Annotated in this window: 27 protein-coding genes; 16 read left to right on the top strand and 11 right to left on the bottom strand. The window is 64.0% G+C overall.

Annotated features, from left to right (window positions below):
* Positions 1-159: 159 nt before the first annotated feature.
* From ACMDCM_RS00990 to rocD, 4 genes are all read left to right on the top strand, one after another.
* Positions 160-708, top strand: coding sequence for a MarR family winged helix-turn-helix transcriptional regulator (locus ACMDCM_RS00990; protein ID WP_412771817.1), 549 nt, complete (start codon positions 160-162; stop codon positions 706-708).
* On the top strand, positions 705-1,433 hold the full coding sequence (locus ACMDCM_RS00995; RefSeq protein ID WP_412771818.1) for a response regulator: 729 nt from the start codon (positions 705-707) through the stop codon (positions 1,431-1,433). The genes ACMDCM_RS00990 and ACMDCM_RS00995 overlap by 4 nt, the downstream gene beginning before the upstream one ends.
* A 10-nt stretch (positions 1,434-1,443) precedes the next feature.
* Positions 1,444-2,832 carry an ATP-binding protein gene (locus tag ACMDCM_RS01000; RefSeq protein WP_412774624.1) on the top strand — a complete coding sequence of 463 codons (1,389 nt, stop codon included), beginning with the start codon at positions 1,444-1,446 and terminating at the stop codon, positions 2,830-2,832.
* Positions 2,833-3,161: 329 nt separating this feature from the next.
* On the top strand, positions 3,162-4,382 hold the full coding sequence (rocD, locus tag ACMDCM_RS01005; RefSeq protein WP_412771819.1) for an ornithine--oxo-acid transaminase: 1,221 nt from the start codon (positions 3,162-3,164) through the stop codon (positions 4,380-4,382).
* Positions 4,383-4,638: 256 nt separating this feature from the next.
* Here the strand turns inward: rocD and amaB are convergent, their stop codons facing one another.
* The 3 genes from amaB to ACMDCM_RS01020 form a co-directional block, all read right to left on the bottom strand.
* Entirely contained in the window at positions 4,639-6,150 is a 1,512-nt protein-coding gene (amaB, locus tag ACMDCM_RS01010) for an L-piperidine-6-carboxylate dehydrogenase (protein ID WP_412771820.1), read from the bottom strand.
* A 109-nt stretch (positions 6,151-6,259) separates the two neighbouring features.
* Positions 6,260-7,090 carry a pyrroline-5-carboxylate reductase gene (proC, locus tag ACMDCM_RS01015; RefSeq protein WP_412771821.1) on the bottom strand — a complete coding sequence of 277 codons (831 nt, stop codon included), beginning with the start codon at positions 7,088-7,090 and terminating at the stop codon, positions 6,260-6,262.
* A gap of 186 nt (positions 7,091-7,276) precedes the next feature.
* Positions 7,277-7,777 carry a type III secretion system chaperone family protein gene (locus tag ACMDCM_RS01020; protein ID WP_412771822.1) on the bottom strand — a complete coding sequence of 167 codons (501 nt, stop codon included), beginning with the start codon at positions 7,775-7,777 and terminating at the stop codon, positions 7,277-7,279.
* A gap of 693 nt (positions 7,778-8,470) precedes the next feature.
* On the opposite strand from ACMDCM_RS01020, the gene ACMDCM_RS01025 reads away from it, so the two are divergent.
* The 3 genes from ACMDCM_RS01025 (at position 8,471) to ychF (ending at position 11,065) form a co-directional block, all read left to right on the top strand.
* Positions 8,471-9,184 carry a 50S ribosomal protein L25/general stress protein Ctc gene (locus ACMDCM_RS01025; protein ID WP_412771823.1) on the top strand — a complete coding sequence of 238 codons (714 nt, stop codon included), beginning with the start codon at positions 8,471-8,473 and terminating at the stop codon, positions 9,182-9,184.
* A 15-nt stretch (positions 9,185-9,199) separates the two neighbouring features.
* Entirely contained in the window at positions 9,200-9,814 is a 615-nt protein-coding gene (gene pth / locus ACMDCM_RS01030) for an aminoacyl-tRNA hydrolase (protein WP_412771824.1), read from the top strand.
* Between the two features lie 153 nt (positions 9,815-9,967).
* Positions 9,968-11,065 (top strand): redox-regulated ATPase YchF, encoded by a 1,098-nt coding sequence (gene ychF / locus ACMDCM_RS01035; RefSeq protein ID WP_412771825.1) that lies wholly within the window; start codon positions 9,968-9,970, stop codon positions 11,063-11,065.
* Between the two features lie 168 nt (positions 11,066-11,233).
* Here the strand turns inward: ychF and ACMDCM_RS01040 are convergent, their stop codons facing one another.
* The gene (locus tag ACMDCM_RS01040) at positions 11,234-11,527 is read right to left on the bottom strand and encodes a DUF4282 domain-containing protein (protein ID WP_412771826.1); all 294 of its coding nucleotides are present in this window, start codon (positions 11,525-11,527) and stop codon (positions 11,234-11,236) included.
* Positions 11,528-11,688: 161 nt separating this feature from the next.
* Here ACMDCM_RS01040 and ACMDCM_RS01045 point away from each other — a divergent pair, with 161 nt between their 5' ends.
* The 3 genes from ACMDCM_RS01045 (at position 11,689) to ACMDCM_RS01055 (ending at position 12,921) form a co-directional block, all read left to right on the top strand.
* A complete protein-coding gene (locus tag ACMDCM_RS01045; RefSeq protein ID WP_412771827.1) occupies positions 11,689-12,159 on the top strand; it encodes a MaoC family dehydratase in 471 nt (156 codons plus the stop codon).
* Entirely contained in the window at positions 12,156-12,638 is a 483-nt protein-coding gene (locus ACMDCM_RS01050) for a MaoC family dehydratase (protein WP_412771828.1), read from the top strand. Before ACMDCM_RS01045 ends, ACMDCM_RS01050 begins: the two co-directional genes overlap by 4 nt.
* A 130-nt stretch (positions 12,639-12,768) precedes the next feature.
* Positions 12,769-12,921 (top strand): hypothetical protein, encoded by a 153-nt coding sequence (locus ACMDCM_RS01055; protein ID WP_412771829.1) that lies wholly within the window; start codon positions 12,769-12,771, stop codon positions 12,919-12,921.
* Between the two features lie 22 nt (positions 12,922-12,943).
* Here ACMDCM_RS01055 and ACMDCM_RS01060 read toward each other — a convergent pair whose 3' ends face one another.
* Positions 12,944-13,198: an accessory factor UbiK family protein gene (locus tag ACMDCM_RS01060; RefSeq protein WP_412771830.1), complete on the bottom strand. Its 255-nt coding sequence runs from the start codon at positions 13,196-13,198 to the stop codon at positions 12,944-12,946.
* Between the two features lie 203 nt (positions 13,199-13,401).
* Here ACMDCM_RS01060 and lgt point away from each other — a divergent pair, with 203 nt between their 5' ends.
* From lgt to ACMDCM_RS01085, 5 genes are all read left to right on the top strand, one after another.
* Entirely contained in the window at positions 13,402-14,277 is an 876-nt protein-coding gene (lgt, locus tag ACMDCM_RS01065) for a prolipoprotein diacylglyceryl transferase (protein WP_412771831.1), read from the top strand.
* Positions 14,270-15,397, top strand: coding sequence for a class I SAM-dependent methyltransferase (locus tag ACMDCM_RS01070; RefSeq protein WP_412771832.1), 1,128 nt, complete (start codon positions 14,270-14,272; stop codon positions 15,395-15,397). The genes lgt and ACMDCM_RS01070 overlap by 8 nt, the downstream gene beginning before the upstream one ends.
* Positions 15,394-16,164, top strand: a complete 771-nt coding sequence (gene pgeF, locus ACMDCM_RS01075; RefSeq protein WP_412771833.1) for a peptidoglycan editing factor PgeF — start codon at positions 15,394-15,396, stop codon at positions 16,162-16,164. Before ACMDCM_RS01070 ends, pgeF begins: the two co-directional genes overlap by 4 nt.
* A 139-nt stretch (positions 16,165-16,303) precedes the next feature.
* Positions 16,304-16,885, top strand: coding sequence for a hypothetical protein (locus ACMDCM_RS01080; RefSeq protein WP_412771834.1), 582 nt, complete (start codon positions 16,304-16,306; stop codon positions 16,883-16,885).
* 165 nt (positions 16,886-17,050) lie between these two features.
* Positions 17,051-18,004, top strand: coding sequence for a ribose-phosphate pyrophosphokinase (locus ACMDCM_RS01085; protein WP_412771835.1), 954 nt, complete (start codon positions 17,051-17,053; stop codon positions 18,002-18,004).
* A 254-nt stretch (positions 18,005-18,258) separates the two neighbouring features.
* Here the strand turns inward: ACMDCM_RS01085 and ACMDCM_RS01090 are convergent, their stop codons facing one another.
* From ACMDCM_RS01090 to ACMDCM_RS01105, 4 genes are all read right to left on the bottom strand, one after another.
* A complete protein-coding gene (locus ACMDCM_RS01090) occupies positions 18,259-18,699 on the bottom strand; it encodes a hypothetical protein (protein WP_412771836.1) in 441 nt (146 codons plus the stop codon).
* Between the two features lie 193 nt (positions 18,700-18,892).
* Positions 18,893-19,306, bottom strand: coding sequence for a hypothetical protein (locus tag ACMDCM_RS01095; protein ID WP_412771837.1), 414 nt, complete (start codon positions 19,304-19,306; stop codon positions 18,893-18,895).
* A 200-nt stretch (positions 19,307-19,506) separates the two neighbouring features.
* A complete protein-coding gene (uvrB, locus tag ACMDCM_RS01100; RefSeq protein WP_412771838.1) occupies positions 19,507-22,542 on the bottom strand; it encodes an excinuclease ABC subunit UvrB in 3,036 nt (1,011 codons plus the stop codon).
* Positions 22,543-22,605: 63 nt separating this feature from the next.
* The gene (locus ACMDCM_RS01105) at positions 22,606-22,809 is read right to left on the bottom strand and encodes a hypothetical protein (protein ID WP_412771839.1); all 204 of its coding nucleotides are present in this window, start codon (positions 22,807-22,809) and stop codon (positions 22,606-22,608) included.
* Positions 22,810-22,978: 169 nt separating this feature from the next.
* Here ACMDCM_RS01105 and ACMDCM_RS01110 point away from each other — a divergent pair, with 169 nt between their 5' ends.
* The gene (locus ACMDCM_RS01110; RefSeq protein WP_412774625.1) at positions 22,979-23,755 is read left to right on the top strand and encodes a COG4705 family protein; all 777 of its coding nucleotides are present in this window, start codon (positions 22,979-22,981) and stop codon (positions 23,753-23,755) included.
* Positions 23,756-23,825: 70 nt separating this feature from the next.
* On the opposite strand, the gene ACMDCM_RS01115 is transcribed toward ACMDCM_RS01110, so the two are convergent.
* Both ACMDCM_RS01115 and ACMDCM_RS01120 read right to left on the bottom strand, forming a co-directional pair.
* Positions 23,826-24,638 (bottom strand): PAS-domain containing protein, encoded by an 813-nt coding sequence (locus ACMDCM_RS01115; RefSeq protein WP_412771840.1) that lies wholly within the window; start codon positions 24,636-24,638, stop codon positions 23,826-23,828.
* Positions 24,639-24,998: 360 nt separating this feature from the next.
* Positions 24,999-25,172, bottom strand: a complete 174-nt coding sequence (locus ACMDCM_RS01120) for a hypothetical protein (protein ID WP_412771841.1) — start codon at positions 25,170-25,172, stop codon at positions 24,999-25,001.

The raw sequence follows: 25,172 nt of genomic DNA on the forward strand, positions 1-25,172 counted from the left end.
ACCGAAATGTCGCCCGACAATCATAGGACGATAGAGGTCTGGGCCGAACGGCCTTGTCGTTTCGAGTATCGGACTTTGTCGGGTCGATTCCGGACGATACGATATATTATTTCGTCTTGGATGGCGGACCTGTAACATTGAAACGCAAGATATGTCAATATGACTGACATAAATATCCCGGCCCGAACCGCTGTGATGGTCGCTTCCGGCTCGGAGGCGGCCGGGGCCCGGTCGTCGAGGACGCGCTGGGACATCATCGAGTTGCTGTTCTTCGCCTATCGCGATTTTGTCGGCGATCCCGATCATGTGCTGGAGGAATTTGGCTTCGGACGCGCGCATCATCGCGTGATGCATTTCGTCTACCGTTATCCCGGTCTCACAGTCGCCGACCTGCTCGACGTGCTGCGCATCACCAAGCAATCGCTGGGACGGGTTCTCAAGCAACTGCTCGACGAGGGCTATATCGTGCAGAAGGCCGGGGACGCCGACAGGCGCCAGCGCCTTCTTTTCGCCACCGCAAAAGGCGAGGCGCTGGTGGCGAAACTCGCAGGCCTGCAGACCGACCGCATCGTTCGCGCGCTGCAAGGCTTCGACGCGTCCGGCGCCGAGGCGGTGCGCAAGTTCCTGCTCGGGATGATCGATCACGACGATCCCGACAAGGTGCTGGAGGCGATCCTGCAGACCGACGGCGGAATGGTGAAGGCATGACGGTAACGCAAACGGCAGGGGTCGCGCGGTCGCTGGTGAAGCCGGCGGATGACGCCCCGCATCTGCTGCTGGTTGATGACGACCGGCGTATTCGCGATCTGTTGTCGCGCTTTCTGGCGGGGGAGGGTTACCGCGTCACCACCGCCATGAGCGCCAAGGCCGCCCGCTCGAAACTGCTCGGGTTGTATTTCGACCTTTTGATCCTCGACATCATGATGCCCGGCGAAACCGGTTTCGATCTCGCCCGCTTCATCCGCGCTTCGTCCTCGGTCCCGATCATCATGCTGACGGCGCGGCACGAGGCCGAGAACCGAATCGAGGGCCTGCAGATCGGTGCCGACGACTATGTCGCCAAGCCGTTCGAGCCGCGCGAGCTGGTGCTGCGGATCGGGAACATCCTCAAGCGCACGATGCCGCTGCCGACGGCGCGTACCGGATCGATCGCGTTCGGGCCTTACGTGTATCATCTGGAGCGCGGCGAACTGCGGCAGGGCGACGACGTCATTCATCTCACCGATCGCGAACGCGAGATGCTGCGGGTGCTCGCCGCCACGCCCGGCGAGACGGTTCGCCGCGGTGAGCTGAACGGCGGCGGTACCGTGAACGAGCGTGCCGTCGACGTGCAGATCAACCGGCTGCGTCGGAAAATCGAGCATGATCCGGCCAATCCGTTATTTCTCCAGGCTGTGCGCGGCGTCGGCTATCGTCTTGTCGCAGCGCCCTGAACTGCCGATCATGAGCACGCTCGGCGCCGGTCTGACGCTGATCCGCACGGCGTCCCGGCGTGTCTCGGTGGCCAATGGCCGGATCGGGCGAGCGTTCAAGAACTGGATGCCCAAGGGCCTCTATGCCCGCGCGCTGCTGATCATGATCGTGCCGATGGTGGTGCTGCAATCGGTGGTGGCTTTCGTGTTCATGGAGCGGCACTGGAACACGGTGACGCGCAGGCTGTCGGCGGCGGTGGTTCAGGATATCGCCGCGCTGATCGAGGTCTACAAAGATTACCCGCAGGACAAGGACCGCGCGACGATCAGGCGCATCGCGCAGCAGCGTCTCGGGCTCGTGGTCGATTTCCTGCCTTCGGGCGATATGCCGCCGCCCGGACCGAAGCCGTTTTTTTCGCTGCTCGATCAGTCGCTGTCGGTGCAGATCAGCCGGCAGATCGGCAAGCCGTTCTGGATCGACACGGTCGGCCGTTCCAGTCTGGTCGAGATCAGGATCCAGCTCGACGACGCGGTGATGCGGGTCTTCGCGCAGCGCAGCGCGGCCTATGCGTCGAACTCGGAGATTTTCATCTTCTGGATGCTGGGCACGTCGTCGATCCTGCTGTTCGTCGCGGTGCTGTTCCTGCGCAACCAGATCAAGCCGATCCTGCTGCTGGCGGATGCCGCCGAGCGCTTCGGCAAGGGCCGCGACGCGCCGAACTTTCGTCCGCGGGGCGCACGCGAGGTCCGCCGCGCCGCGCAGGCGTTCATCGAGATGAAGATGCGAATCGAGCGCAGCATCGAGCAGCGTACCGCGATGCTGGCCGGCGTGTCGCACGACCTGCGCACCATCCTGACCCGCTTCAAGCTGGAGCTGGCGCTGATCGGCGACAGTCCGGAAGTCGACGGCATACGCAAGGACGTCGACGAGATGCATGGGATGCTCGAGGCCTATCTCGCCTTCGCGCGCGGCGACAGCGGCGAGCAGGCGCAGCCCACCGACATGGCCGCTGCGCTGGAGGAGCTGCGCGGCGATGCCGAGCGCAACGGCCACTCCGCGACGACCAATTTTCACGGACTTCCCGTCGTCACCGTCAAGCCGGCCGCGCTCAAGCGCTGCCTCGGCAATCTGGTGTCGAACGCGGCGCGCCATGCCGACTCCATCGCGATCAACGGCCATCGCGATCACCGCTGGCTCACGGTCATGGTCGACGACGACGGTCCGGGCATCCCGCAGGACATGCGCGAGGAAGTCTTCAAGCCGTTTTTGCGGCTGGACCACGCTCGCAATCAGGACGAGGGCGGCTCCGGCCTCGGCCTCGCCATCGCGCGCGACATCGCGCGTTCCCATGGCGGCGACATCACGCTTGGGGACAGTCCGATGGGGGGCTTGCGCGCGATAGTGCGGGTGCCGGTGTAACGGCCGATTAGAGCGGGATGAGGTTTGATTGAATCGTCATGCCCGGCTTTATGCCGGGCATCCACGTCTTTGGAACTCTCAACCAAACAAGACCTGGATGGCCGGACGAGCCCGGCCATGACGGATTGAAAGGCTTCATCGTCAACTCATCCTGTTCTCGCGGCGGGTGGAGTCCGAGATCGATCGTTTGCCACTTTCCGGGACTATGCTCTGGCTTTCTCGCTTTGCCGCCCCACATTGTAATCAAGCCCGTTGCAACCAGGCCCGTTCCGGCGGGAGCGCGATCCTCTGCGGCCTCCGGACAGGTTCGAGTCGAGGGAGCGAGTGACATGGATGGCTCGGTTCAACTCGAAATGCGCTTCGGTGCCGCCAACTATGCGCCGATGCCGGTCACGCTCGCGCGTGGCAAGGGCGTCTATCTCTGGGATGAAAACGGGCGGCGCTACATCGACATGATGGGCGCCTATTCGGCGGCGAGCTTCGGGCACTGTCATCCGCGGCTGGTGCAGGCGCTTACCGATCAGGCGCGGCAACTCGACACTGTTTCCCGCGCCTATTTCAGCGATCGTCTCGGTGCCTTTCTCGGCCGTGCCTGCGCGCTGACCGGGATGGATCAGGCGCTGCCGATGAACAGCGGCGCGGAAGTGGTGGAGACGGCGCTGAAGGCCGCACGCAAATGGGCCTATGAGGTCAAAGGGGTGCCGGCCGACCGCGCCGAGATCATCGTGTGCGACGGCAATTTTCACGGCCGCACCATCGCCATCGTCGGCTTCTCGTCCGTACCGCAATATCGCGACGGGTTTGGGCCGTTTCCGGCCGGTTTCAGGTCGGTGCCGTTCGGCGACGCGGCGGCGCTTCGCGCGGCGATCACGCCGAACACGGCGGCCTTTCTGGTCGAGCCGATCCAGGGCGAGGGCGGCATCAACGTGCCGCTGCCGGGCTATCTTGCCGAGGTGGCGCGCATCTGCCGGGAGCATAACGTCCTTTTAATCTGCGACGAGATTCAATCCGGACTCGGTCGCACCGGACGGCTGCTGGCCTGCCAGCACGATGGCGTGAAGCCGGATGCGATGACGCTGGGCAAGGCGCTGGGCGGCGGTCTTCTGCCGGTGTCGCTGTTCCTGGCGCGCCGCGAGGTGATGCAGGTGTTCAAGCCCGGCGATCACGGCAGCACCTTCGGCGGCAATCCGATCGCCGCCGCGGTCGGGCTTGCGGCGCTTAATACGCTGATCGAGGAGAATTTGATCGAGCGCTCCGCCCGTCTCGGCGCGCATCTGCTCGCCCGGCTCCGCGCGATCAGGAATCCGATCATCCGCGAGGTGCGCGGGCGCGGGCTGTTCGCCGGCGTCGAGTTGAATCGCGATCTCGCCAGCGCGGCTGCGGTGGCGACGCGGCTGTTGCAGGCTGGCGTGCTGACCAAGGACACGCACCGCAACACCGTCCGCTTCGCGCCGCCGCTGATCATCGGGCAATCCGAGATTGATTGGGCGGTGGACCGCGTCGCCGAGGTGCTGGACGAATTCGCTCGCGCGGATGTTCATCCTTCGTGACATGAATACGACAATTCGCGGCGCCCGCTAGAGCCGTTCACGGCTTGATGGAATCGGAATGTCGATCTTCTTCACCTCTCCCCGCCGGGGAGAGGTCGGCACCATAAGCGCGGTTACGCGCGTCTTCGACGCGCTATGGTGCCGGGTGAGGGGGTTTCAAACTCGAGAGGTATTACCCCCTCACTTAACCCTCTCCGCATGGGAGAGGGAGTTCGCTATGCCCGGTGATGCGTTTTCATCTAAAGATGAATTTGCTCTAACCGATGTCGAAACGGACGCCCTGCGCGAGCGGAAGATCGTCGCCGTAGTTCACGGTGCTGGTGACGCGACGCATGTACGCTTTCCAGGCGTCGGAGCCGGCCTCGCGGCCGCCGCCGGTTTCCTTTTCGCCACCGAACGCGCCGCCGATCTCGGCGCCGGACGGACCGATATTGACGTTGGCGATGCCGCAGTCGGAGCCTTTCGCCGAAAGAAATTTCTCCACCTCGCGCATGTCGGTCGAGAAGATCGAGGACGACAGGCCGTGAGCGACGGCGTTGTGCTGCGCAATCGCCGCGTCGAGGTCGGTGTATGTCATGACGTACAGGATCGGCGCGAAGGTCTCGCGCAGCACCGGCCCGGTCTGCGCCGGCATGTCCACCAACGCCGGCCGGGCATAATACGCATCCGGAAACCGCTGCTCATCGACACGCTCGCCGCCGTGGACCCGCGCGCCGTGCGCGCGAGCCTCGTCGAGCGCCCGCTGCATGTTCCGGAATGCGGTTTCGTCGATCAACGGGCCGACCAGAACATCGTCGCTCGCAAGCGGGTCGCCGATCCGCACCGAGGCATAAACGCGTTTCAGTTTCGCCACGAACTCGTCGTGGATGCTGTCATGGACGAACAGCCGCCGCAGCGTGGTGCAGCGCTGGCCGGCGGTGCCCATGGCGGCGAAGGCGATGGCCCGCAGCGCCAGATCGAGGTTCGCCGAGGGGCAGACGATCGAGGCGTTGTTGCCGCCGAGTTCGAGAATGCTGCGGGCGAACCGCCGCGCAAGCTGTATTCCGACCTCGCGGCCCATCGCCGTCGATCCGGTCGCGGAGACCAGCGGCACCCGTGAATCGCCGACCAGGAGTTCGCCGACGTCGCGCCCGCCGATCAGCACCGTGGACAGGCCGTCCGGAATGTTGCCCGACTTTGCGGCGGCGCGCTCAAACAGCGCCTGCACCGCCAGCGCCGTCAGCGGGGTTTTTTCCGACGGCTTCCAGATCACCGGATTGCCGCAAACCAGCGCCAGCGCCGCATTCCACGACCACACCGCGACGGGAAAATTGAACGAGGTGATGACGCCGACCGGGCCGAGCGGATGCCATTGCTCCATCATGCGGTGATCGGGCCGCTCGCTGGCGATGGTGAGGCCGTAAAGCTGCCGCGACAGGCCGACGGCGAAATCGCAGATGTCGATCATTTCCTGCACCTCGCCACGGCCTTCCGAGACGATCTTGCCGGCTTCGATGGTGACCAGACGGCCCAACGCATCCTTGGCGGTGCGCAGTTCGTGGCCGAACAAGCGGACCACCTCGCCGCGTTGCGGTGGAGGGACCTGACGCCATTGGCGGAACGCTGCTTCGGCCAGCGCAATGGTCTCGGCGGCGCGCTGCGGACTTGCGTCATTGACGTGGGCGATGGTCTCGCCGGTCAGCGGCGATCGCACGGCGCGCGCGCCGCGCACGCGATCGGGAGCCACGCCGAGATGATCGAGCAGGGATGTAACCTCGTTTGCGAGCACGGCAGATTTTTTCTCGTCGAACGCTCGATGACTGCCGCCCCATGTTGCGGCATGTCACGACAATTCTTCAAGTCGGATGAACGTTCCGGCGGTATGTGGCGGAGAGACGTTACTTCGCCAGTTCCTTCGATCGCTCTGTCGCGGCGGCGACTGCGCGCGTCATCAAATCCTTCAGACCGCTCTCGCCCATCAGCACACCGAGTGCGGCTGCCGTTGTGCCGCCGGGCGAGGTGACGTTCTGGCGCAGCGTTGCGGCGTCGAGATCGGACCGGTGCAGCAGTTCGCCCGAACCCGCGACGGTCTCGCGGGCCAGCCGTGCGGCGAGATCGGCAGGCAGGCCGGCGGCGACGCCGGCGCGCGCCAGTTCCTCGGCGAGCAGAAAGACGTAGGCCGGTCCCGATCCCGAGACCGCAGTGACGGCATCCATCAGCGCCTCGTCGTCGATCCACTCCACTGTCCCGGTGGCGCGCAGCAGCGCGTCGGCGGTGGCGCGCTGCTGGTCGTTCACGCCCTTCGCTGCAACGGCGGCCGTGATGCCGCGGCCGATCGCGGCCGGCGTATTGGGCATCGCGCGGACGACGTTGCCGCCGCAGACGGTGTCGAGCACGGCGATCGTCGTGCCCGCCATGATCGATACGACAAGAGTCGCCGGTCCGATCAGCGGACGCAACGCCGGGCCGGCTTCGCCGAAGGTTTGCGGCTTGACCGCGAGCACGAGCGCCGCGACGTCGTCAGCCGTCATTGTCGCGGCGTTCAGCCGGACGCCGCGGGCGGCGAGCGCGCGGATCTCGTCGGAGGGATGCGGCTCGATCACGGCGACGCACTTCGGATCCAGCCCCTGCGCGAGCCATCCGCTCAGCAGCGCGCCGCCCATCTTGCCCGCACCGGCAAGAACCACGGTGCCGGAGATGTTTGCGAAAGAAGTTTGCGATTCAGCCATGACAATATTTCCGGCGCGAGCGAACAGCCGCTACACTATCACCGATATCTGCGTCATGGCCGGACTTGTTCCGGCCATCCACGTCTTTGACCCGGCGCTCAGGGCGAGAACGTCTGCGCAAAGGCGCGCTTCGCACCCAAGCCCAGTTGTGGAAAGGTATCTATTCGATGGCGCCGCCGGAGAAGGCTAAGCCTCGCCCTCGGTGTCGAACATCGCGGCGGTCATCGCTTCGGCCGCGGTCTTGCCGGCCCACACAACGAATTGCAGCGCCGGGTAATAGCGCTCGCAGGCATGGATCGCGCCGGCGAGCATATCCTCGCATTGTGCGTTCGACGCCGTCAGCCCGTCGGGAAGAACAAGCGCGTGGCGGTACATGATGGCGCCTGTCTGAGTCCAGATGTCGAAATGGCCGATCCACAATTGCTCGTTGATCGTGGCGATGGCGCGCTGGGCCTCGTTGCGGCGGGCCGCCGGAATCTTCATGTCGAAGGCGCAAGCGAGATGCAGCGCCTCGATCTCGCCCATCCAGGTGAAGGTGAGCTGATAGTCGGTCCAGTTGCCTTTCGAGACGATGGTGATCTCATCCTCGCCGGAACGCTCGAACACCCAGTTGTTGGTGGCGGCGATGTCCTCGACCACCGCCAGGGGGTTGTTTCTGGAATCGATAACGCCTTGGAGCAGCGACATGCCGTCCCGACCTTTGCTCTTGCTTGTGTTGATACGCACGCATAGGACGGCCGCGGTGCTGGCACGCCGCGGGACTTCGATCTCTGGCGATCCATCAAGCGCGTGGATCGGATGAAGACGATGTCCTGCGCGGATCAAGTGATGTGATTTGCGGAATCCGCGCAACGCCGCCCGGAGTCCGTCCACAGGCAAAGCGCGCGTCGTCCACAACTGATCAAACGGCGATACGACTTGCGGCCGTGAACAAAACGGAATCGGATTCGCGCCGTGCGAGTCCCGTGTCCCGGACTCGCTTGCCGCGAGTCTCGCATGATCGAGCCGGATGGAATCAGGGTTCGAGGCGGACCGTTTTTCAAAACGCGCGTTGCGAATGGCTGACGATCGTCGCCCGCATGCCCGCGTGTTCGTTTTAGATAAGCCCGCTCGATCGTCGGCCTTCGGGATTGACGCCGGGAGTTGAGAAGGGGACCCGTTGCGCCACAGGTTTCGTCGCGGTCCGTTGTTCCTGACGCCCGAGCGAGGCTCTCGCGACAGCCGGAGCCGGAAAGACCCTGCGGTTTCCTTGTTATTTCGGACGTTTTCGGCTAGAACGCCGCCACGTCACACGGCCCCCGCACCCCTGGAGGCTTGCCGGTGACGCGCAACGGGCCGCGATTGCGGCCTTTAACTTTTTGAAAAGCAAGGACTAAAACGATGGCGACCGTCAGGGAATTGAAGGCGACCGCGCGTCCGAAGAGCGGCAAGGGGGCCGCCCGGGCAGAGCGTCGCGCCGGCCGAGTGCCCGGTGTGATCTATGGAAACAACCAGCCCCCGGAGCCGATCTCGGTCGAGGAGGCGGAACTGCGTCAGCGCATTCTGGCAGGCCGTTTCCTCACCACGATCTTCGACGTCAGCCTGGAGGGCAAGAAGCATCGCGTGATTCCGCGCGACTTCCATCTCGATCCGGTCAAGGACATTCCGATCCATGTGGACTTCATGCGGCTCGGCGAAGGCGCCACCATCCGCGTCAGCATTCCCCTTCGCCTGCTGAAGGCGGACGTCGCTCCTGGCGTGAAGCGCGGCGGCACCGTCAACCTCGTGACCCACGCCATCGATGTCGAGTGCGCGGCCGACAACATTCCGCAGTTCATCGAGGCCGACGTCGGCGGACTGGAAATCAGCCACTCGCTCCATCTGTCCGATGTCAAGCTGCCGCCCGGCGTGAAACCGCTGGCGCGAGAGGACGTCACGCTGGTGACGATCGTGCCGCCGTCAGGTTACGCGGAAGAACTCAAGGCGGCTGCCGCTGCGGCCGCGGCCGGCACCGCGGCCCCTGCCGCCGGCGCGGCTCCCGCGGCGGGCGCGGCCGCCGCAGGAGCCGCTGCAGGCGCGAAGGCGCCCGCAGGCGGTGGCGACAAGAAGAAGTAAGCGACCGCTTGCGCCATGCGCCTGTTCGTCGGACTGGGCAATCCCGGCACGAAGTATCAGGGCAACCGGCACAATATCGGGTTCATGGCCGTGGACGAGATCGCGCGGCGTCACGGTTTCTCGCCGTGGCGTCGCCGCTTTCAGGGCGAGACGTCCGAAGGCACGCTCGATGGCGAGCGCGTCATTCTGCTCAAGCCCGCGACCTACATGAACGAGTCCGGCAATGCCGTGCAGGAAGCGGCGAGTTTCTTCAAGCTGGTGGAGGGTGACGTCGTGGTTTTTCACGACGAGATCGAACTGCCGCCGGCAAAAGTCCGCGTCAAGGTCGGCGGCGGCATCGCCGGGCACAACGGCCTGCGATCGATTTCGGCGCATATCGGCAACGACTATCGCCGCGTCCGGCTCGGCGTCGGCCACCCCGGCGTCAAGGACCTCGTGCATGCGCACGTGCTGAACGACTTCGCCAAAAGCGAGCGGCCATGGGTCGAGGCGCTGGTGGACGTCGTGGCGGAAAACGCAGCGCTTCTCGTCGCAAGCCGGGATTCGGCGTTCCAGAACAAGGTGCATCTTGCGATGCAGGCGAAGGGATTCGCCGAGAAGGGCGACAAGGACGATGGTGGCGGCAAATGAACGACGCCGTCATCGCCGGACCTGATCCGGCAATCCATCTTTTGAAGACGATGGATACGCGCCCCTCCTTGCACGAAGACGCACTTCGCGCTTTAGCCCGCGTATGACGCACTAACTCTGTTGTGCGATTTGCGCCAATCACCGGAATGAATCATGGGTTTCAAATGCGGTATCGTCGGTTTGCCCAATGTCGGCAAGTCGACCCTGTTCAATGCGCTGACGGAAACCGCGGCGGCGCAGGCGGCGAACTATCCGTTCTGCACGATCGAGCCCAATGTCGGCGCCGTGGCGGTGCCGGATCCGCGCCTCGACAAGCTCGCGGCGATCGCCAGATCGGCGCAGATCATTCCGACGCAACTGACGTTCGTCGACATCGCGGGCCTGGTGCGCGGCGCCTCCAAGGGCGAAGGACTCGGCAACCAGTTTCTCGCCAACATTCGCGAGGTCGACGCGGTCGCGCATGTGGTGCGCTGTTTTGAGGATTCCGATATCACGCATGTCGAAGGCAAGATTGCGCCGCTCGCCGACATCGAGACCATCGAGACCGAGCTGATGCTGGCCGATCTCGAAAGCCTCGAGAAACGGGTCGACAATCTTTCGAAAAAGGCCAAGGGCAACGACAAGGAGGCGAAGGAGCAGCTCGATCTGGTCGAGCGCGCGCTGAAACTGTTGCGCGACGGCCAGCCGACGCGCGGCATGGAGCGCAAGCCCGAGGAAGAGCGCAATTTCCGCATGCTCGGGCTGCTGACGTCAAAGCCGGTGCTCTACGTTTGCAATGTCGAGGAAGGCGCGGCGGCGAGCGGCAACGCCTTCTCGCAGGCCGTGTTCGAGCACGCGAAGAAGGAAGGCGCGGTCGCGGTTGCGATTTCCGCCAAGATCGAGTCCGAGATCGCCACGTTGTCGCGCGAGGAGCGCACCGATTTCCTCGAGACGCTGGGGCTGGAGGAAGCGGGTCTCGATCGGCTGATCCGCGCCGGCTACGACCTGCTTCATCTCATCACCTATTTCACCGTCGGGCCGAAGGAAGCGCGCGCCTGGACCGTCACTAAAGGCACCAAGGCGCCGGCTGCGGCCGGCGTCATTCACACCGATTTTGAAAAGGGTTTCATCCGCGCCGAGACCATCGCTTACGCCGATTATGTGGTGCTCGGCGGCGAAGCCGGCGCACGCGATGCCGGCAAGCTGCGGCTGGAAGGCAAGGAATACGTCGTCGCCGACGGCGACGTCATGCACTTCAGGTTCAATACGTAGTAAATCTGTTTCAATTCATCCGGTCATTCCGGGACGCGCGAGGCGACGGACGCTTGACGTTCGCGGCGATAGCGCGAACCCGGAATCCAGATAAGCGGGAATCCCTCAATTCTGGATTCCAGATCGGCTTGCATTGCAAGCCGTCCGGAAATGACGTCGAGGCTGTCTCTATCGCTTCGCGCCCTGATCGCGGATCGCGCCGAGATGCTCGTTGATGCGAAACACGATCAGGATGCATTCGGCCGCAATCCGCGAAAACACGATGCCAACCAGGATGCCGGCGATGTTCAAAAGGATCGTGATGAAGCCGCCGAATGGACTGACGGCCATCGCGGCGAGGCCCGAGGAGATGCCGGACAGTCCTGACAGGACAATCAGGGCAATGACCAGCCAGTAGAAGATCTTGATGATCGTGGGCGTGATGAAGCGATCCCACTGAAACAGATCCCGGAATTCAAACATCTGCCGCTCCCCCTCGCGTCGCGCCGCCGCCTTGAACCGGGCGGCGCTCCAACCCCATGACGGCCCGCCTCCCGGAAATCGCAGCCGCGCCATCCGGCGCATGGGTTGAGATTGCTGCAAATAACGGCCACAATCGGGCCGTACCTGTTACAGGTCCAGCCATGACCCTGACATTCGAGGATTTTCCCGTCGGCCGTTTCGGCACATTCGGGCCGCGGCATGTCAGCCGCGACGAAATCATTGCGTTCGCGTCGGAGTTCGATCCACAGCCCATGCACCTCGACGAGGAAGCGGCCAAGCGCTCCATGCTGCGCGGTCTGTCGGGCTCTGGCTGGCATTTGTGTTCGCTCATGATGCGGATGATGTTCGACGGCTATATCGGGCGGACTGCTTCGCTCGGCTCCCCCGGCGTCGATGAGGTGCGCTGGCTGGCTCCGCTGCGTCCTGGCGACGATCTGATGCTGGACGTCGACGTCGCTGCGGCGCGGTTGTCGCGCAGCCGTCCGGAGACCGGGATCGTGACCTTCGCGCTGCGCGTGCGCAACGCGTCCGGGCAGGTGCTGCTCGAGGCGGTGTCGCCGATCATCATCGGGCGGCGTGCGGCGGCGGCGGACCGCAGGGCTGACCCATGAGCTATTTCGAAGACATGGAAGTCGGACAGCGTCGCGATCTCGGGTCGTTTGTCTTCACCGCCGAACTTATCAAGGCGTTCGCGGCGCAATTCGATCCGCAGCCGTTCCATCTCGACGAGGAGGAGGGCCGCAAATCGCTGTTCGGCGGCCTGACGGCTTCCGGCTGGCATATCGCTTCGGTCTGGATGAAGCTGGCGGTGGCAGCCGGTCAGCGCGAGGCGGCGGACGCCCTGGCGCGCGGCGAGAAGCCTGCGGCGTGGGGACCGTCGCCCGGGTTTCGCGACCTGCGCTGGCTGAAGCCGGTACTGGCGGGCGACACCGTCAGCTATGCCAGCGAGGTCTGTTCGCTGAAAGCCTCCCGCTCGCGGCCGGAATGGGGCATCATGCAAATGCGCAATACCGGCACCAACCAGCGCGACGAGCTGGTGTTTTCCTTTCTGGGGGCGGTTTTCATACGGCGCCGGAATCCGCTGGATTGATGGCCCCGCTGGGTCCGGAGTCGTAATTTGGTGGTTCCGGCCGAATTTTCTTCAAGAAACCGGTATCCTATTAAGGAATCGTAAACCCTCAGCCGGTCTTGTCTATCCGCCTGGGGGGCAGGGGACGACAATGGCGGACCGCACCGGATTGAAAATCGTCGGCATTCTCTTCGCGACCGTGACGCTGGCTGTGACGCTGGCGACCTGGACGGTGGTCAAAGGTTATGCCGACGGCGTGTACTCACTTGAGAATGGCACGCCGGCGCGTATAGCGGTTCGCTGAGCCGGGCGGAAAGGTGAGCGGCTCAGCCGCCGCCGAGCCGGGCCTCGAGCGCCGCAATGCGCGTCTTCAGCGCCTCGTTGTCCTCGCGCGCGAGCCGCGCCATCTCCTTCACGGCCTCGAACTCCTCACGCTTGACGAGATCGAGATCGCGCATGATCTTCTCGGCCTGATTGCGGACGACCGCGTCGACCTCGCGCTTGACCCCCTGCGCCGCGCCGGCCGCGTCGTTCATCAGCCGTCCAATCTCGTCGAAGAACCGATTGCTGGTCTGGGTCATCTCACTGTCTCCGGTCGGCGGCATCGCCACGCGTCGACTTAGAGAATGGCAATCCGGACATGGCAGTTCAAGCCCGTTTGATGGTCCGCCCACGCCGCGAAGCCTTGTCAGTGCCGGATTTCCTTGCAATCGTGACCGGATCATTCAAGACGTGGATGCCCGCGGCAAGCGCGGACATGACGCTTTGGGTGGAATGACAACCGATGTTTCTCCTTATCACCTATCCGGTCTTCGATCCCGTCGCCATCTCGCTCGGCCCGATCGCGATCCGCTGGTATGCGCTGGCCTATATCGGCGGCATCACGCTTGGCTGGCTCTATGCGCGGGCGCTGCTCAAGAGCGAAAAGCTCTGGGGTGGACCGGCGCCGATCTCGGTGCTGCAACTCGACGACTTCATCCTTTGGGTGACGATCGGCATCATCCTCGGCGGCCGCACCGGCTATGTGCTGTTCTACAACCTGGATTTCTTCATCCGTCATCCCGCCGAGATCCTCGAACTCTGGAAGGGCGGCATGTCCTTCCATGGCGGCTTCATGGGCTGCGTCGTTGCGGTGATCCTGTTCTGCCGCAAGCACGGCCTGCCGGTCCTGTCGCTCGGCGACGTCGCCACCGCGGTCGGGCCGATCGGCCTGTTTCTCGGCCGCATCGCCAATTTCATCAACAGCGAATTGTGGGGCCGCCCGGCCGACCCGAACCTGCCGTGGGCGATGGTGTTTCCCAATGGCGGCCCGCTGCCGCGCCATCCGAGCCAGCTCTACGAGGCTACGCTCGAGGGTCTCGTTCTGTTCACGATCCTCGCGCTGATGATCCGGGCCGGCGCGCTGAAGCGGCCGGGCCTTGTCCTCGGCAGCTTCATCACGCTGTACGCGGTGGCGCGCATCACCGGCGAATTCTTCCGCGAGCCCGATCCACAGCTCGGGTTTCTGTGGGGCGGACTGACCATGGGAATGCTATTGTCGATCCCGATGATGATTGCCGGGCTCGCCGTTATTTACGCCGCATGGTCGCGCGGCTCGCAGGCGCCGGGCGCACAAACGATTTCGAATCCGGGCATTTCAACCAAGGCTGATCGTGACTGAAGCTTCTCCGCTGCTGGCCGAGATCAAAAAGCTGATCAAGACCTCCGGCCCGCTGCCGGTCTGGCGCTACATGCAGATCTGCCTGACCCATCCCGAACACGGCTACTACATTTCGCGCGATCCGCTCGGGCGCGAGGGCGACTTCATCACATCGCCCGAAGTCAGCCAGATGTTCGGCGAGCTGATCGGACTGTGGGCCGCGTCGGTGTGGCGCACGCTGGGTTCGCCGGCCATGCTGCAGTTGATCGAACTCGGGCCCGGCCGCGGCACCATGATGGCGGACGCGCTGCGGGCGCTGCGCGTGCTGCCGCCGATGTACGACGCGCTCAGCCTCCACCTGGTCGAGATCAATCCGGTGCTGCGGGAGAAGCAGAAGGCGACGCTGTCCGGTGCGCGGAACCTCCACTGGCACGCGAGCCTGGACGAGGTGCCGCAGGGGCCGGCGATCATTCTCGCCAACGAATATTTCGACGTGCTTCCGGTCCGTCAGACGGTCAGGTGTGACGACGGCTGGCATGAGCGCGTGGTCGATGTCGACGGCGGCGGCCAGCTCGTGTTCGGCACTGCCGCGGCGCCGATGCTGCGGTTCGACGTGCTGCTGCCGCCGTTGGTGCGCGCGGCGCCGGTCGGGGCCATTTTCGAGTGGCGGCCGGACGCGGAGATCATGTCCATCGGGACCCGCGTCCGCAATCAGGGCGGCGCCGCTCTGATCATCGACTATGGCCATGTGCGCAGCGATGCCGGCGATACCTTTCAGGCCATCGCAGGACACAGCTTCGCCGATCCGCTGAAATATCCCGGTCAGACCGACGTCACCGCCCATGTCGATTTCCAGGCGCTCGCCCGCGCCGCCGAGGATGTCGGCGCCCGCGTGCACGGCCCGGTGACGCAGGGAGCATTCCTGCAACGGCTCGGCATCGAGGCCCGCGCCGTCAGCCTGATGGCGAAGGCCAGCCCCGAAGTCTCGGAGAATATCGCGACCGCGCTGAAACGCCTGACCGAAGGCGGCCGCGGCGGCATGGGATCGATGTTCAAGGTGATCGGCGTCTCCGATCCCAGCCTCACCGAACTGGTGGGGCTGAGCGATCAGGAGCGGCGCGGCGGGGGCAGGGCGCCATGACGCTTGCATCCTCGCTGCTCTCCGCCGTTTCCGGCCTGCGGCACACATTTTTCACCCGCGAGGGTGGCGTCTCGCAAGGCATCTACCAGAGTCTGAATGCCGGCATCGGCTCGCGAGACGATCCAGCTCGCGTTGTCGAGAACCGGCGGCGCATGGCCGAGACCATGGGCGTTACGCCGGCGAACTTTCTCTCCCTCTACCAGGTCCACTCACCCGACGCCGTGATCGCCGACCGACCCTGGGACGCCGCGGCGCGGCCGCGCGCCGATGCCGTCGTCACGAAAACGCCGGGGCTTGCGATCGGCGTCACCGCGGCCGACTGCGGCCCCGTCCTGTTCGCCGATCCGCGGGCCCGCGTCATCGCCGCCGCACATGCCGGCTGGAAGGGCGCGCTGACCGGCGTGCTGGAAAAGACCGTCGATGCGATGGAAACGCTTGGCAGCAGACGCTCCGATATCGCCGTCGCCATCGGTCCGCTGATCCGGCAACGGAGCTATGAGGTCGGTGCCGAATTCGTGACGCGATTTACGGAGACGGATCGAGCGTATGCCGGGTTCTTCGTTCCGTCGGAGCGCGACGGCCATGCGATGTTCGATCTCGGCGGCTTCATCCGGATGCGGCTGGAGCACGCCGGCGTCGAGACGATCGATGATACCGGCATCGATACTTATTCGGACGAGCGTTTCTTCAGCTATCGCCGCTCGGTGCATCGCAAGGAGCCGGATTTCGGCCGCCACGTCCATGCCATCGTGCTGGAAGCCGAATGATTGAGCGGGCCGGACGCGACAGTCGAACGGAATCAGAACGTCGGCGCTGGCAAGCGGATTCTTCGCGCCGCCGCGACGCTCTGCCCTAGACGTTAACGCGTTTTAACGATATCGCTCGACGAAACGGGGACGTCAGCGAATGCCTTTCAAGAGCTTCCGTGCCGTTGCGCTTCTGGCGGCGCTGTGCGCGCTGGCGGGATGCGCGGGCAGCGGCAACGGCGGCGAGTCCTTCGCGCAAGCCGGCAGCGGCGCGACCCTCGCGTTCGAGTCCGTCGACGGACCGCCGCCGCAGGTGTTCGATCGCCTCGTCAACATCCTCAATTCGGAATCGCAGCTTCGCAATCTGTCCATCGTGTCGCGCGAGGCATCGGCCGCCTACCGGGTGCGCGCCTATCTCGCGGCTGAGGTCAACCGCGGCCGCACCACCATCGCCTGGGTGTTCGACGTCTACGATCGCAATCAGAACCGCGCCCTGCGCCTGAGCGGCGAGGAGCCCGGCGGCAAGGCTGGACGCGACGCGTGGGCCGCCGCCGACGATCTCACGTTGCGCAAGATCGCACAGGCCGGGCTGAGCGGATTGAGCAGCATGGTGAACGGCACGGCTCCGCCCGCGACGGAACCGGTGCCGCCGCCGTCCAGCGGCCCCGCAATCGCCAGCGCGGACGATCTTCCGCAAACGCCTGGCGCGCCGGTGAGCGCGCTCGGTTTCGCCGCGCAGTAAGCCATCCGTTTGCGCCGGAATCGACGGGGTTTTGCGCCGGAATCCGCGGGTCCCGTATTGCCAGACTTGGCTACTCCTTGATACACCGCCTCCGTCGGGGTCGGAGAGGTCTCTGGAGTCGGGATGTTGAACGTTGTATCCACCACATCGCGGGGAGACGCGTCGATGTCCGCCAAAAACGGCGCTATCAAGCTGGTCGCCGGCAACGCCAACCCGATGCTGGCGCGGGAAATCGCCAAATGGCTCGGGCTTGAACTCACCAAAGCCAGCGTGCGGCGTTTCGCCGACAACGAGATCTTCGTGGAAGTGCTTGAAAACGTGCGCGGCTCGGACCTGTACGTGATCCAGTCGACGTCGTATCCGACCAACGATCATCTGATGGAGCTTCTGATCATCACCGACGCGCTGCGCCGCGCGTCGGCGCGCCGCATCACCGCGGTCATTCCCTACTTCGGCTACGCGCGGCAGGACCGCAAGGTCGGCTCGCGCTCGCCGATCTCGGCCAAGCTGGTGGCCAACCTGATCACGCGCGCCGGAACCGATCGCGTGCTGACGCTCGATCTGCATGCCGGGCAGATTCAGGGCTTCTTCGACATCCCGACCGACAATCTCTATGCGTCGCCGGTGATGGTCCGCGACATCAAGGAGCGGTTCGACCTCGGCAACCTGATGGTGGTGTCGCCCGACGTCGGCGGCGTTGTTCGCGCGCGCGGTCTCGCCAAGCGCATCAATGCTCCGCTGGCGATCATCGACAAGCGCCGCGAGCGCGCCGGCGAATCCGAGGTCATGAACGTGATCGGCGACGTCGCCGGTTCGACCTGCATCCTGATCGACGACATCGTCGATTCCGGCGGCACGCTGGTCAATGCCGCCGACGCGCTGATCGCCAACGGCGCGAAGGACGTCTATGCCTACATCACGCACGGCGTACTGTCCGGCGGCGCGGCGGCGCGCATCGCCAGCTCAAAACTGAAAGAACTGGTCATTACCGACTCGATCCAGCCGACCGACGCCGTCAACAAGACCGCCAACATCCGCCTGCTGTCGATCGCCGGCCTGATCGGCGAGGCGATCAACCGCACCGCCGCCGAACAGTCGGTATCGAGCCTGTTCGACTGAGCGTTGTCTATGTGGAAGCGGCTGCTATGCGGCGGGTATAACTTGCGAAGTCCGCATCAATGCCTGTGGTTATAGCGGTTCGCTTCCCGACGGAAATACACGGATCGGTCATGGCCAGCCCTGTCCCGGCCATCCACGTCTTTCCTCGCTGAACTTCCAAAGACGTAGATGCCCGGCATAAAGCCGGGCATGACAGGTGATTCCGTCCGAGCCAAACCTGCTTTGAGCGACGCAAGCCTCGAAAATCGGAAACGTCAATCGTTACGCAGGTTCTCGGCGGTGCGCTTCCATTGCGCAACGTTCTCCGCGATCATCCGGGTCGACTTCATCGCAGCCTGGCTCAACTGGGCATAACCCGAGATTTCACGCTGGACTCGCTGTCCTTCCGCATGCAGCAGGTCGCGGAGGCTTTCAAGCTCGGTGACGAGATTCTCGATCTCGGCGAGCGAGGTTCCGGCCACGCGCTGAATCAGCGAGTTGACGTTGCTCACGGTCGCTTCCGTGCTCGGCTCCAGCTTGGTCTCGGTATTCGGAGTACCCGCGGCCGGCCGGCGCAGATAGGCGATGTCGTTGCGTACGAAATCGCGGATGCCCGCTTCGACTTCCGAGACGGCGGCGAGGTTGGTGTCGGCCTCGGTCGTGCTCGATTCGGTTTGTTCGGACGAAGTGGCTGGTGTGGCTGGAGTGGCGTTCATCGGCTTGTTCCCTGTTTCGCGTTGAGCGAGCGCGGATGTCCCCCCGCACGACGAGTCTCTAAATTCTATCAGTGCTGCCGATTTTGACAACATCGCGGCCGATCTGCGGCGGACCCCGTTCATACCCGGAAATCGGACGCGTCTTCGTTGCGCGTTCACCGGTTGCGTTTGAACGCGGCGATCGGGCTGGCGCTCAGGGAGCCGGCCGGCGTTTCGCTGATCGAACTGGCAACGCTGATCGGTTCGTACGAATTGGCGAGGGAATCGAGACGGAGCTGGTTTTCGCCGGTTTCGACGCCGCCATTTTGGAAGTTTTTTTCTTTGCCGCGGCCGGTTCTGCCGCGAGAGCCTCGGCCGCGCGCCGCATCGCGCGTGCGTAGCTGTCGGCGGCATTGTCGGCCGACATCTGCAACCGTCTTGCGGCCGCGGTGCCTTCCTCGAAGGCCTGCTTCGCCATCACGCGGAAGCGCTGCTTGCCGGCGGTATCCTTCGCCTTGGCGGCGAGGGCGAGGTAGCGTGCGCGCCGGGCCTTGACGGCCGCTGTCAGGCTTTTGTGCTGCTGCCTTGCAAGCTTGCGAATGATGACGTCGAGATCGGCGTCGGCCACGGTTTGAACCTCCTGATACGCAAGACGAGTTTTGTGATCCCCTATAGCGGTTTGGGTTTGATGGAAACACCCCGTTCCGTCATGGCCGGGCTCCGTCCCGGCCATCCACGTTTTTCTTCGCGTGGAAGATGTACGCGGATCACTCGCGGGCGGGTTGCCTGGTGAATGCGGCGGAGTGGCCTCGTTGACGATATGCGGCTTTACCTCTTCTTCCATCCGCCCCGCTTCCCGGGCGCGCCGCCTGAGGAGCGCGGTCGCGGACCGAATTCCGGGCCTGCTTCGCGGGATGAGGTCGGCTGATAGATTCGGCTTTCCGTGCCGGGTCCCATTTCGTCCAGCGTCGGTTTGCGCGGCTTCGGGCGTGCGCCGGTCGGCTTGACCTCGTGCCAGGTGGCGATGCCCATCTCGTCGAGCGATGGCTTGTGGATTTTCGACGAGGCGCGGGCCGGCAGGTTCGCCGCATCGCCATACTTCTTCTTGCCGGCGTAGCTGCCGGCTTTCGCCGCGACGCCGCGCTGCTTGATGGTGGGATCGTCCACCACCGCAAGTTCAGTGGCGCGCAGCCGCTTCACCTCGTCGCGCAGCCTTGCGGCTTCCTCGAAGTTGAGGTCGGCGGCGGCCTCGCGCATCCGCGTTTCCAGATCGGCGAGGACCGCCTCGAAATTGTGGCCGATCGCGATCGCGTCATCCGACCAGGAATTCCCCTTGCCGCCGTCGCCGATCTCCACCAGCACATGATCGCGCTCGTAGACGCTGTTGAGGATATCGCCGATGGACTTCTTGACGCTCTCCGGCGTGATGCCGTTGGCGGCGTTGTACTCCACCTGCTTCTCGCGGCGGCGATCGGTCTCGGCGATGGCGCGCTGCATCGATCCCGTCACCTGGTCGGCATAGAGGATGACGCGGCCGTCGACGTTGCGCGCCGCGCGGCCGATGGTCTGGATCAGCGAGGTCTCGCTGCGCAGGAATCCTTCCTTGTCCGCGTCGAGGATGGCGACCAGCGCGCATTCGGGAATGTCGAGACCTTCGCGCAGCAGGTTGATGCCGACCAGCGCATCGAACGCGCCCAGCCTGAGATCGCGGATGATCTCGATGCGTTCGATGGTATCGATGTCGCTGTGCATGTACCTGACACGAATGCCCTGCTCGTGCAGATACTCGGTGAGGTCCTCCGCCATGCGCTTGGTCAGCACGGTGACGAGCGCGCGATAGCCCTTGGCCGCGGTGGCGCGCACCTCGCCGACGAGGTCGTCCACCTGCGTCCGTGCCGGGCGGATGTCGACCGGCGGATCGATCAGGCCAGTCGGACGGATCACCTGCTCGACGAACACGCCGCCGCTTTCGTTCAGTTCCCATGCCGCCGGCGTGGCCGAGACCGCGACGGTCTGCGGCCGCATCATGTCCCATTCCTCGAAGCGCAGCGGCCGGTTGTCCATGCAGGAGGGCAGGCGGAAGCCGTATTCGGCGAGCGTCGCCTTGCGGCGGAAGTCGCCGCGGAACATGCCGCCGATCTGCGGCACGCTGACGTGGCTTTCGTCGGCGAACACCAGCGCGTTGTCGGGGACGTATTCGAACAGCGTCGGCGGCGGCTCGCCGGGCCGCCGGCCGGTGAGATATCGCGAATAGTTCTCGATGCCGGCGCAGCTTCCGGTCGCCTCCATCATTTCCAGGTCGAAGGTGGTGCGCTGCTCCAGCCGTTGCGCTTCCAGCAGGCGGCCCTGCGTGTGCAACTGGTCGAGCCGCTGTTTCAGCTCGACCTTGATGTTCTTGATCGCCTGCACCAGCGTCGGCCGCGGCGTCACATAATGCGAATTGGAATAGACCTTGATGAAGTCCAGTTCGTCCTGCTTGTGGCCGGTGAGCGGATCGAACTCCTCGATACTCTCGACCTCGTCGCCGAACAGGTTGACGCGCCAGGCCCTGTCCTCGTAGTGCGCCGGGAAAATATCGATGGTATCGCCGCGCACGCGAAACGTGCCGCGGGTGAAGTCGGCGCTCGTGCGCTTGTATTGCAGCGCCACGAGGTCGGCGATGAGCTGGCGCTGGTCGATGCGCTCGCCGCGCCTCAAGGCGAAGGTCATCGCGGTGTAGGTTTCGACCGAGCCGATACCGTAGATGCATGACACCGAAGCCACGATGATGACGTCGTCGCGTTCCAGCAGCGCCCGGGTCGCTGCGTGGCGCATGCGGTCGATCTGTTCGTTGATCGAGGAATCTTTTTCGATGTAGGTGTCGGTGCGCGGGACGTAGGCTTCCGGCTGGTAGTAGTCGTAATAGCTGACGAAATACTCGACCGCGTTGTCGGGAAAAAAGCTCTTGAACTCGCCGTAGAGCTGCGCCGCAAGCGTTTTGTTCGGCGCGAGGATCAGGGCCGGTCGCTGCGTCGCCTCGATCACCTTTGCCATGGTGTAGGTCTTGCCTGAGCCGGTGACGCCGAGCAGCACCTGAGTGCGGTCGTTGCGGTTGATGCCTTCGACCAGTTCGCGGATCGCCTGCGGCTGGTCGCCTTTCGGCTCATACTCCGACTTGATCTCGAAGCGGACGCCGCCTTCGCTTTTCTCCGGGCGCGGCGGGCGGTGCGGCGTCCAGACCTTCAGCGAGCCGTCGTCCTTTTTGAATTCGGGACGGCCGTCGCGCAGCAGCGCCTCCAGCGACTCGGCGGTCGCCTTGACGCCGAGGCCTTCCATCTTGCTGCGCGGCGGTCGCGCCAAAGCTTCTTCATCATCCTCCGCGGTCGGCAGACCGAGTTGCCGCGCCAGTTCCGGATCGAGTGCCGGAATCGTCGCTGAGGTGCCGTAAATTGCTTGTGGCGCCTCTCCGAAGCCGGGCCCGTTCTCCGTTGTCGCTTTGAAAGTTGCGCTCGTAGCTTCCCCCAGCCTCGACTCCTCGGCGCTCGCCTCTTCGCCCGTCGCCCCCCCGCCAAAGGGAGGGGAGGTAGCCGCATCCCGCTTCGCCGTCGCATCGCTCTTGCCGCGCGTCGATTTGCGCGCGCGGTGCGCCGCGGCTTCGCCGCCGGAGCGGCGATCCCAGGAATTATCCGGAGGCGGCTGCAAGCCGGTGCCGGAGCCGAGGCCGGCGTTGCCGCGGTTGATCGCCGGATTGAGCAATTCCGCGAGCGCAGGCCCGATCGGCTGCACTTCGGGACGATGCGCCTTCGATTTCGCGGGCTTGGATTTTGGACTCTTGGGCTCCGACATTTTGCCGGATTGCTTCGGGGAATCGGGAGTCTTCACCATGCCGGCAATATGGGGCGTCTCCGGCCCGCACGAAAGGGCACATTCCGGATGCGCCGACGCAGGTCATGCCTTCGGCGATGATGAATTAGCCGCAGCCGCCCTTCGCAGGCAGTCCCGGCACAGGCAATCGCCGCCTTGTGTCGGCATCGGCAGCCGCGCCGTTTCCTCGGCGCACCAGCAGTTCCCCGAGGGATCGCAGCCGAATTCCGTTCCGCAGCCGGAACATACGAGGCGGCGGGCAGTCTGCTGTCCAGTCTGATGTGTCATGAAGATGCCGGGTTCAGGAGAAATATACTGTCCGAATCGATGAAAATGAAATCCGATACTGCGTGAAGTTGGCGGCGCAAGGACGGCGACGGGCGTTGCCCGGTCACGCATGCATGGCCTTTAGTCAGAATCTGCGCGATTCCTCGCGTCAAACTTTCAAGGATGCGTGATGACGAGCATTGCAGAGAGCAATCTGAGCAAGGTGCCTGCGGTCACGTTGGGGTTCTGGGTTATCAAGATCGCCGCCACGACTCTCGGAGAGACAGCGGGCGACGCCGTGTCGATGTCGATGAATCTGGGCTATGCCATCAGCAGTACCATTTTCATCTGCATTTTTGCCGTGGCGGTCGCTATGCAAATCCGCATGCGCTCGTTTCATCCATTTTTGTATTGGGCCGTGATCGTTGCGACAACGACGGCGGGCACCACGATGGCGGATTTCGCGGACCGTTCGCTCGGCATCGGTTATGCGGGTGGCGCCTCTATCCTGTTCGTGCTGCTGATGGTGTCGCTTTATGTATGGCACCAGTTCGAGGGTTCCATTTCCGTCGACACCGTGACGACCCCACGCGTCGAGGGCTTCTACTGGGCCGCGATCCTGTTTTCCCAGACACTGGGCACGGCGCTTGGCGATTGGATGGCCGACACCAATGGATTCGGCTATGAGCGTGGTGCGTTGGTGTTCGGCGCGGCGCTGGTGGTGGTCGCGATCGGTTATTTCTTTACGAACATATCGCGCACGCTGCTATTCTGGGGTGCGTTCATCTTGACACGGCCACTCGGGGCAACCCTCGGCGATCTGCTCGACAAGCCCCTGAGCAAGGGCGGGCTCGACTTCAGCCGCTTCACCGCCTCCGCGGTTCTCGCGGTCTTTATTATCGTCTGCTTGCTGCTGTTGCCGCAGAGGGCCGGGCAGCATCCTGGCGAAAGCCCGAAGGCGCTTTAGTTTTGAAAGCCGGTTTTATGCTGCCGCTCGCGCTTGATGACATGTGCGTTGCAGTTTGCGAGCGAACGCTTCATTCCGCCGCGCGCAGATGATTGATCAGCGCGCGATGGCCATTGCCTCGCAGCGACAGATAGTAGTCGGCGTCGGCCGGGTCGTCGGTGCGACGCACGAGATCGGTCACGGGGGTATAGCTCAACATGCGGCCGCCGTCGGGGAGCGCCGTGCAACTGAAGCGCAGCACCTGGCCGTCCCTGAGCTTGATGTTGATCGGCGTCTGATCGCCCGCGCGCATCATCTTGGTGCGTTCGGCGATGAAATGGCTGAGTTCGTCCTCGGGCAATTCATACGCGCCGGTATCGCGTCCATGGTACATCAGCGCAATGAACGGCGGTTTGCTGTCGGCCTTCTCGTCCGGGAGCGAAAAAAAATTCCGGAAGGCGCGGTTGATGAATTCCGCGCGGGTGTCCGCGTCGAGCAGCACGATGCCGATGTCGATCTGGTCGAGGGCGGCGGACAGCCGTGCCGCCATCGCGTGCCGCTCGCGCCACCTGAGCGCATCCGCCAACCGTCGGCACCGCAATCCGACGATCGCTGCAACAACGCCGGTTGCCGCGGCCAGCAGCAGGAGGTGCGGAAGGGCTGGAAGTTCGGCGGGAAGCGCGGCCCCGTGACCCGACAGGAACAGGGCGGATGCAGCAACGGCGACGCCGGCGCTGACCAGGCCGGACGTCATTCCACCCAGCGATGCGGCGAGTGCGACAACGCAGACATACAGCGCCGACGGGTTCGGAATGGCAACGACATTACGATCGACAAAGATGGACGCGAGCGCCACCAGTGTCGCCAGAGCCGGGCCAGCCATCGTTCGCCAGTCAAAGCGCATCGTCTGTTTCCCGTAACGGGAATGAGGATAAGTCCGCTTTGATGACAAGTGGCTGCATCGCCGGAAGTCTTTTCGCTTCCAGCGTTAACGGCCACTCACGTGGCGAATGACGTTTTACGACGACTTGAAATCAAATACCGGAAATATTGCGGAACCTGTCGGTCCTCGTGGCTGAGAAGGAATCGCCCCGGCTCTGCAAGCCGGGGCGATCGACCGGGGCGATCTAATTCAAGCCCTCCCTGACCTGTAAGGGCATTTCCTAGAGCATGATCCCGAAAAGTGGAAACCGGTTTTCGGGAAAGATCATGCTCAAACAAAAAGATAAGCGACGAGTCTGATTCAACGCAGTTGAAACAGACTCTAGGGGCCGCCGCTGAACCCGGTATCCTGTTGACCCTTGGGATTCTTCGGATCGATTTTATCTTGCTCGACGGCCTTCCTGATGTCGGCCTTCCTCTGCTGATCGCTCGACTTTTGATTCTCGTCCTGTCGTTTCTCCTCAGATCTGTTCTGGTTGGGCATCTGGTTCGACAT

It is taken from the genome of Nitrobacter sp. (genome assembly GCF_047149785.1).
GTDB lineage: Bacteria > Pseudomonadota > Alphaproteobacteria > Rhizobiales > Xanthobacteraceae > Nitrobacter.

Bases quoted from the DNA above. Each gene is read 5' to 3' on its own strand.
- ACMDCM_RS00990 (WP_412771817.1), top strand. From the start codon at position 160: ATGACTGACATAAATATCCCGGCCCGAACCGCTGTGATGGTCGCTTCC.
- ACMDCM_RS00995 (WP_412771818.1), top strand. From the start codon at position 705: ATGACGGTAACGCAAACGGCAGGGGTCGCGCGGTCGCTGGTGAAGCCG.
- ACMDCM_RS01000 (WP_412774624.1), top strand. From the start codon at position 1,444: ATGAGCACGCTCGGCGCCGGTCTGACGCTGATCCGCACGGCGTCCCGG.
- rocD (WP_412771819.1), top strand. From the start codon at position 3,162: ATGGATGGCTCGGTTCAACTCGAAATGCGCTTCGGTGCCGCCAACTAT.
- proC (WP_412771821.1), bottom strand. From the start codon at position 7,090: ATGGCTGAATCGCAAACTTCTTTCGCAAACATCTCCGGCACCGTGGTT.
- ACMDCM_RS01020 (WP_412771822.1), bottom strand. From the start codon at position 7,777: ATGTCGCTGCTCCAAGGCGTTATCGATTCCAGAAACAACCCCCTGGCG.
- ACMDCM_RS01025 (WP_412771823.1), top strand. From the start codon at position 8,471: ATGGCGACCGTCAGGGAATTGAAGGCGACCGCGCGTCCGAAGAGCGGC.
- pth (WP_412771824.1), top strand. From the start codon at position 9,200: ATGCGCCTGTTCGTCGGACTGGGCAATCCCGGCACGAAGTATCAGGGC.
- ychF (WP_412771825.1), top strand. From the start codon at position 9,968: ATGGGTTTCAAATGCGGTATCGTCGGTTTGCCCAATGTCGGCAAGTCG.
- ACMDCM_RS01040 (WP_412771826.1), bottom strand. From the start codon at position 11,527: ATGTTTGAATTCCGGGATCTGTTTCAGTGGGATCGCTTCATCACGCCC.
- ACMDCM_RS01045 (WP_412771827.1), top strand. From the start codon at position 11,689: ATGACCCTGACATTCGAGGATTTTCCCGTCGGCCGTTTCGGCACATTC.
- ACMDCM_RS01050 (WP_412771828.1), top strand. From the start codon at position 12,156: ATGAGCTATTTCGAAGACATGGAAGTCGGACAGCGTCGCGATCTCGGG.
- ACMDCM_RS01055 (WP_412771829.1), top strand. From the start codon at position 12,769: ATGGCGGACCGCACCGGATTGAAAATCGTCGGCATTCTCTTCGCGACC.
- ACMDCM_RS01060 (WP_412771830.1), bottom strand. From the start codon at position 13,198: ATGACCCAGACCAGCAATCGGTTCTTCGACGAGATTGGACGGCTGATG.
- lgt (WP_412771831.1), top strand. From the start codon at position 13,402: ATGTTTCTCCTTATCACCTATCCGGTCTTCGATCCCGTCGCCATCTCG.
- pgeF (WP_412771833.1), top strand. From the start codon at position 15,394: ATGACGCTTGCATCCTCGCTGCTCTCCGCCGTTTCCGGCCTGCGGCAC.
- ACMDCM_RS01080 (WP_412771834.1), top strand. From the start codon at position 16,304: ATGCCTTTCAAGAGCTTCCGTGCCGTTGCGCTTCTGGCGGCGCTGTGC.
- ACMDCM_RS01085 (WP_412771835.1), top strand. From the start codon at position 17,051: ATGTCCGCCAAAAACGGCGCTATCAAGCTGGTCGCCGGCAACGCCAAC.
- ACMDCM_RS01090 (WP_412771836.1), bottom strand. From the start codon at position 18,699: ATGAACGCCACTCCAGCCACACCAGCCACTTCGTCCGAACAAACCGAA.
- uvrB (WP_412771838.1), bottom strand. From the start codon at position 22,542: ATGGTGAAGACTCCCGATTCCCCGAAGCAATCCGGCAAAATGTCGGAG.
- ACMDCM_RS01105 (WP_412771839.1), bottom strand. From the start codon at position 22,809: ATGACACATCAGACTGGACAGCAGACTGCCCGCCGCCTCGTATGTTCC.
- ACMDCM_RS01110 (WP_412774625.1), top strand. From the start codon at position 22,979: ATGACGAGCATTGCAGAGAGCAATCTGAGCAAGGTGCCTGCGGTCACG.
- ACMDCM_RS01115 (WP_412771840.1), bottom strand. From the start codon at position 24,638: ATGCGCTTTGACTGGCGAACGATGGCTGGCCCGGCTCTGGCGACACTG.
- ACMDCM_RS01120 (WP_412771841.1), bottom strand. From the start codon at position 25,172: ATGTCGAACCAGATGCCCAACCAGAACAGATCTGAGGAGAAACGACAG.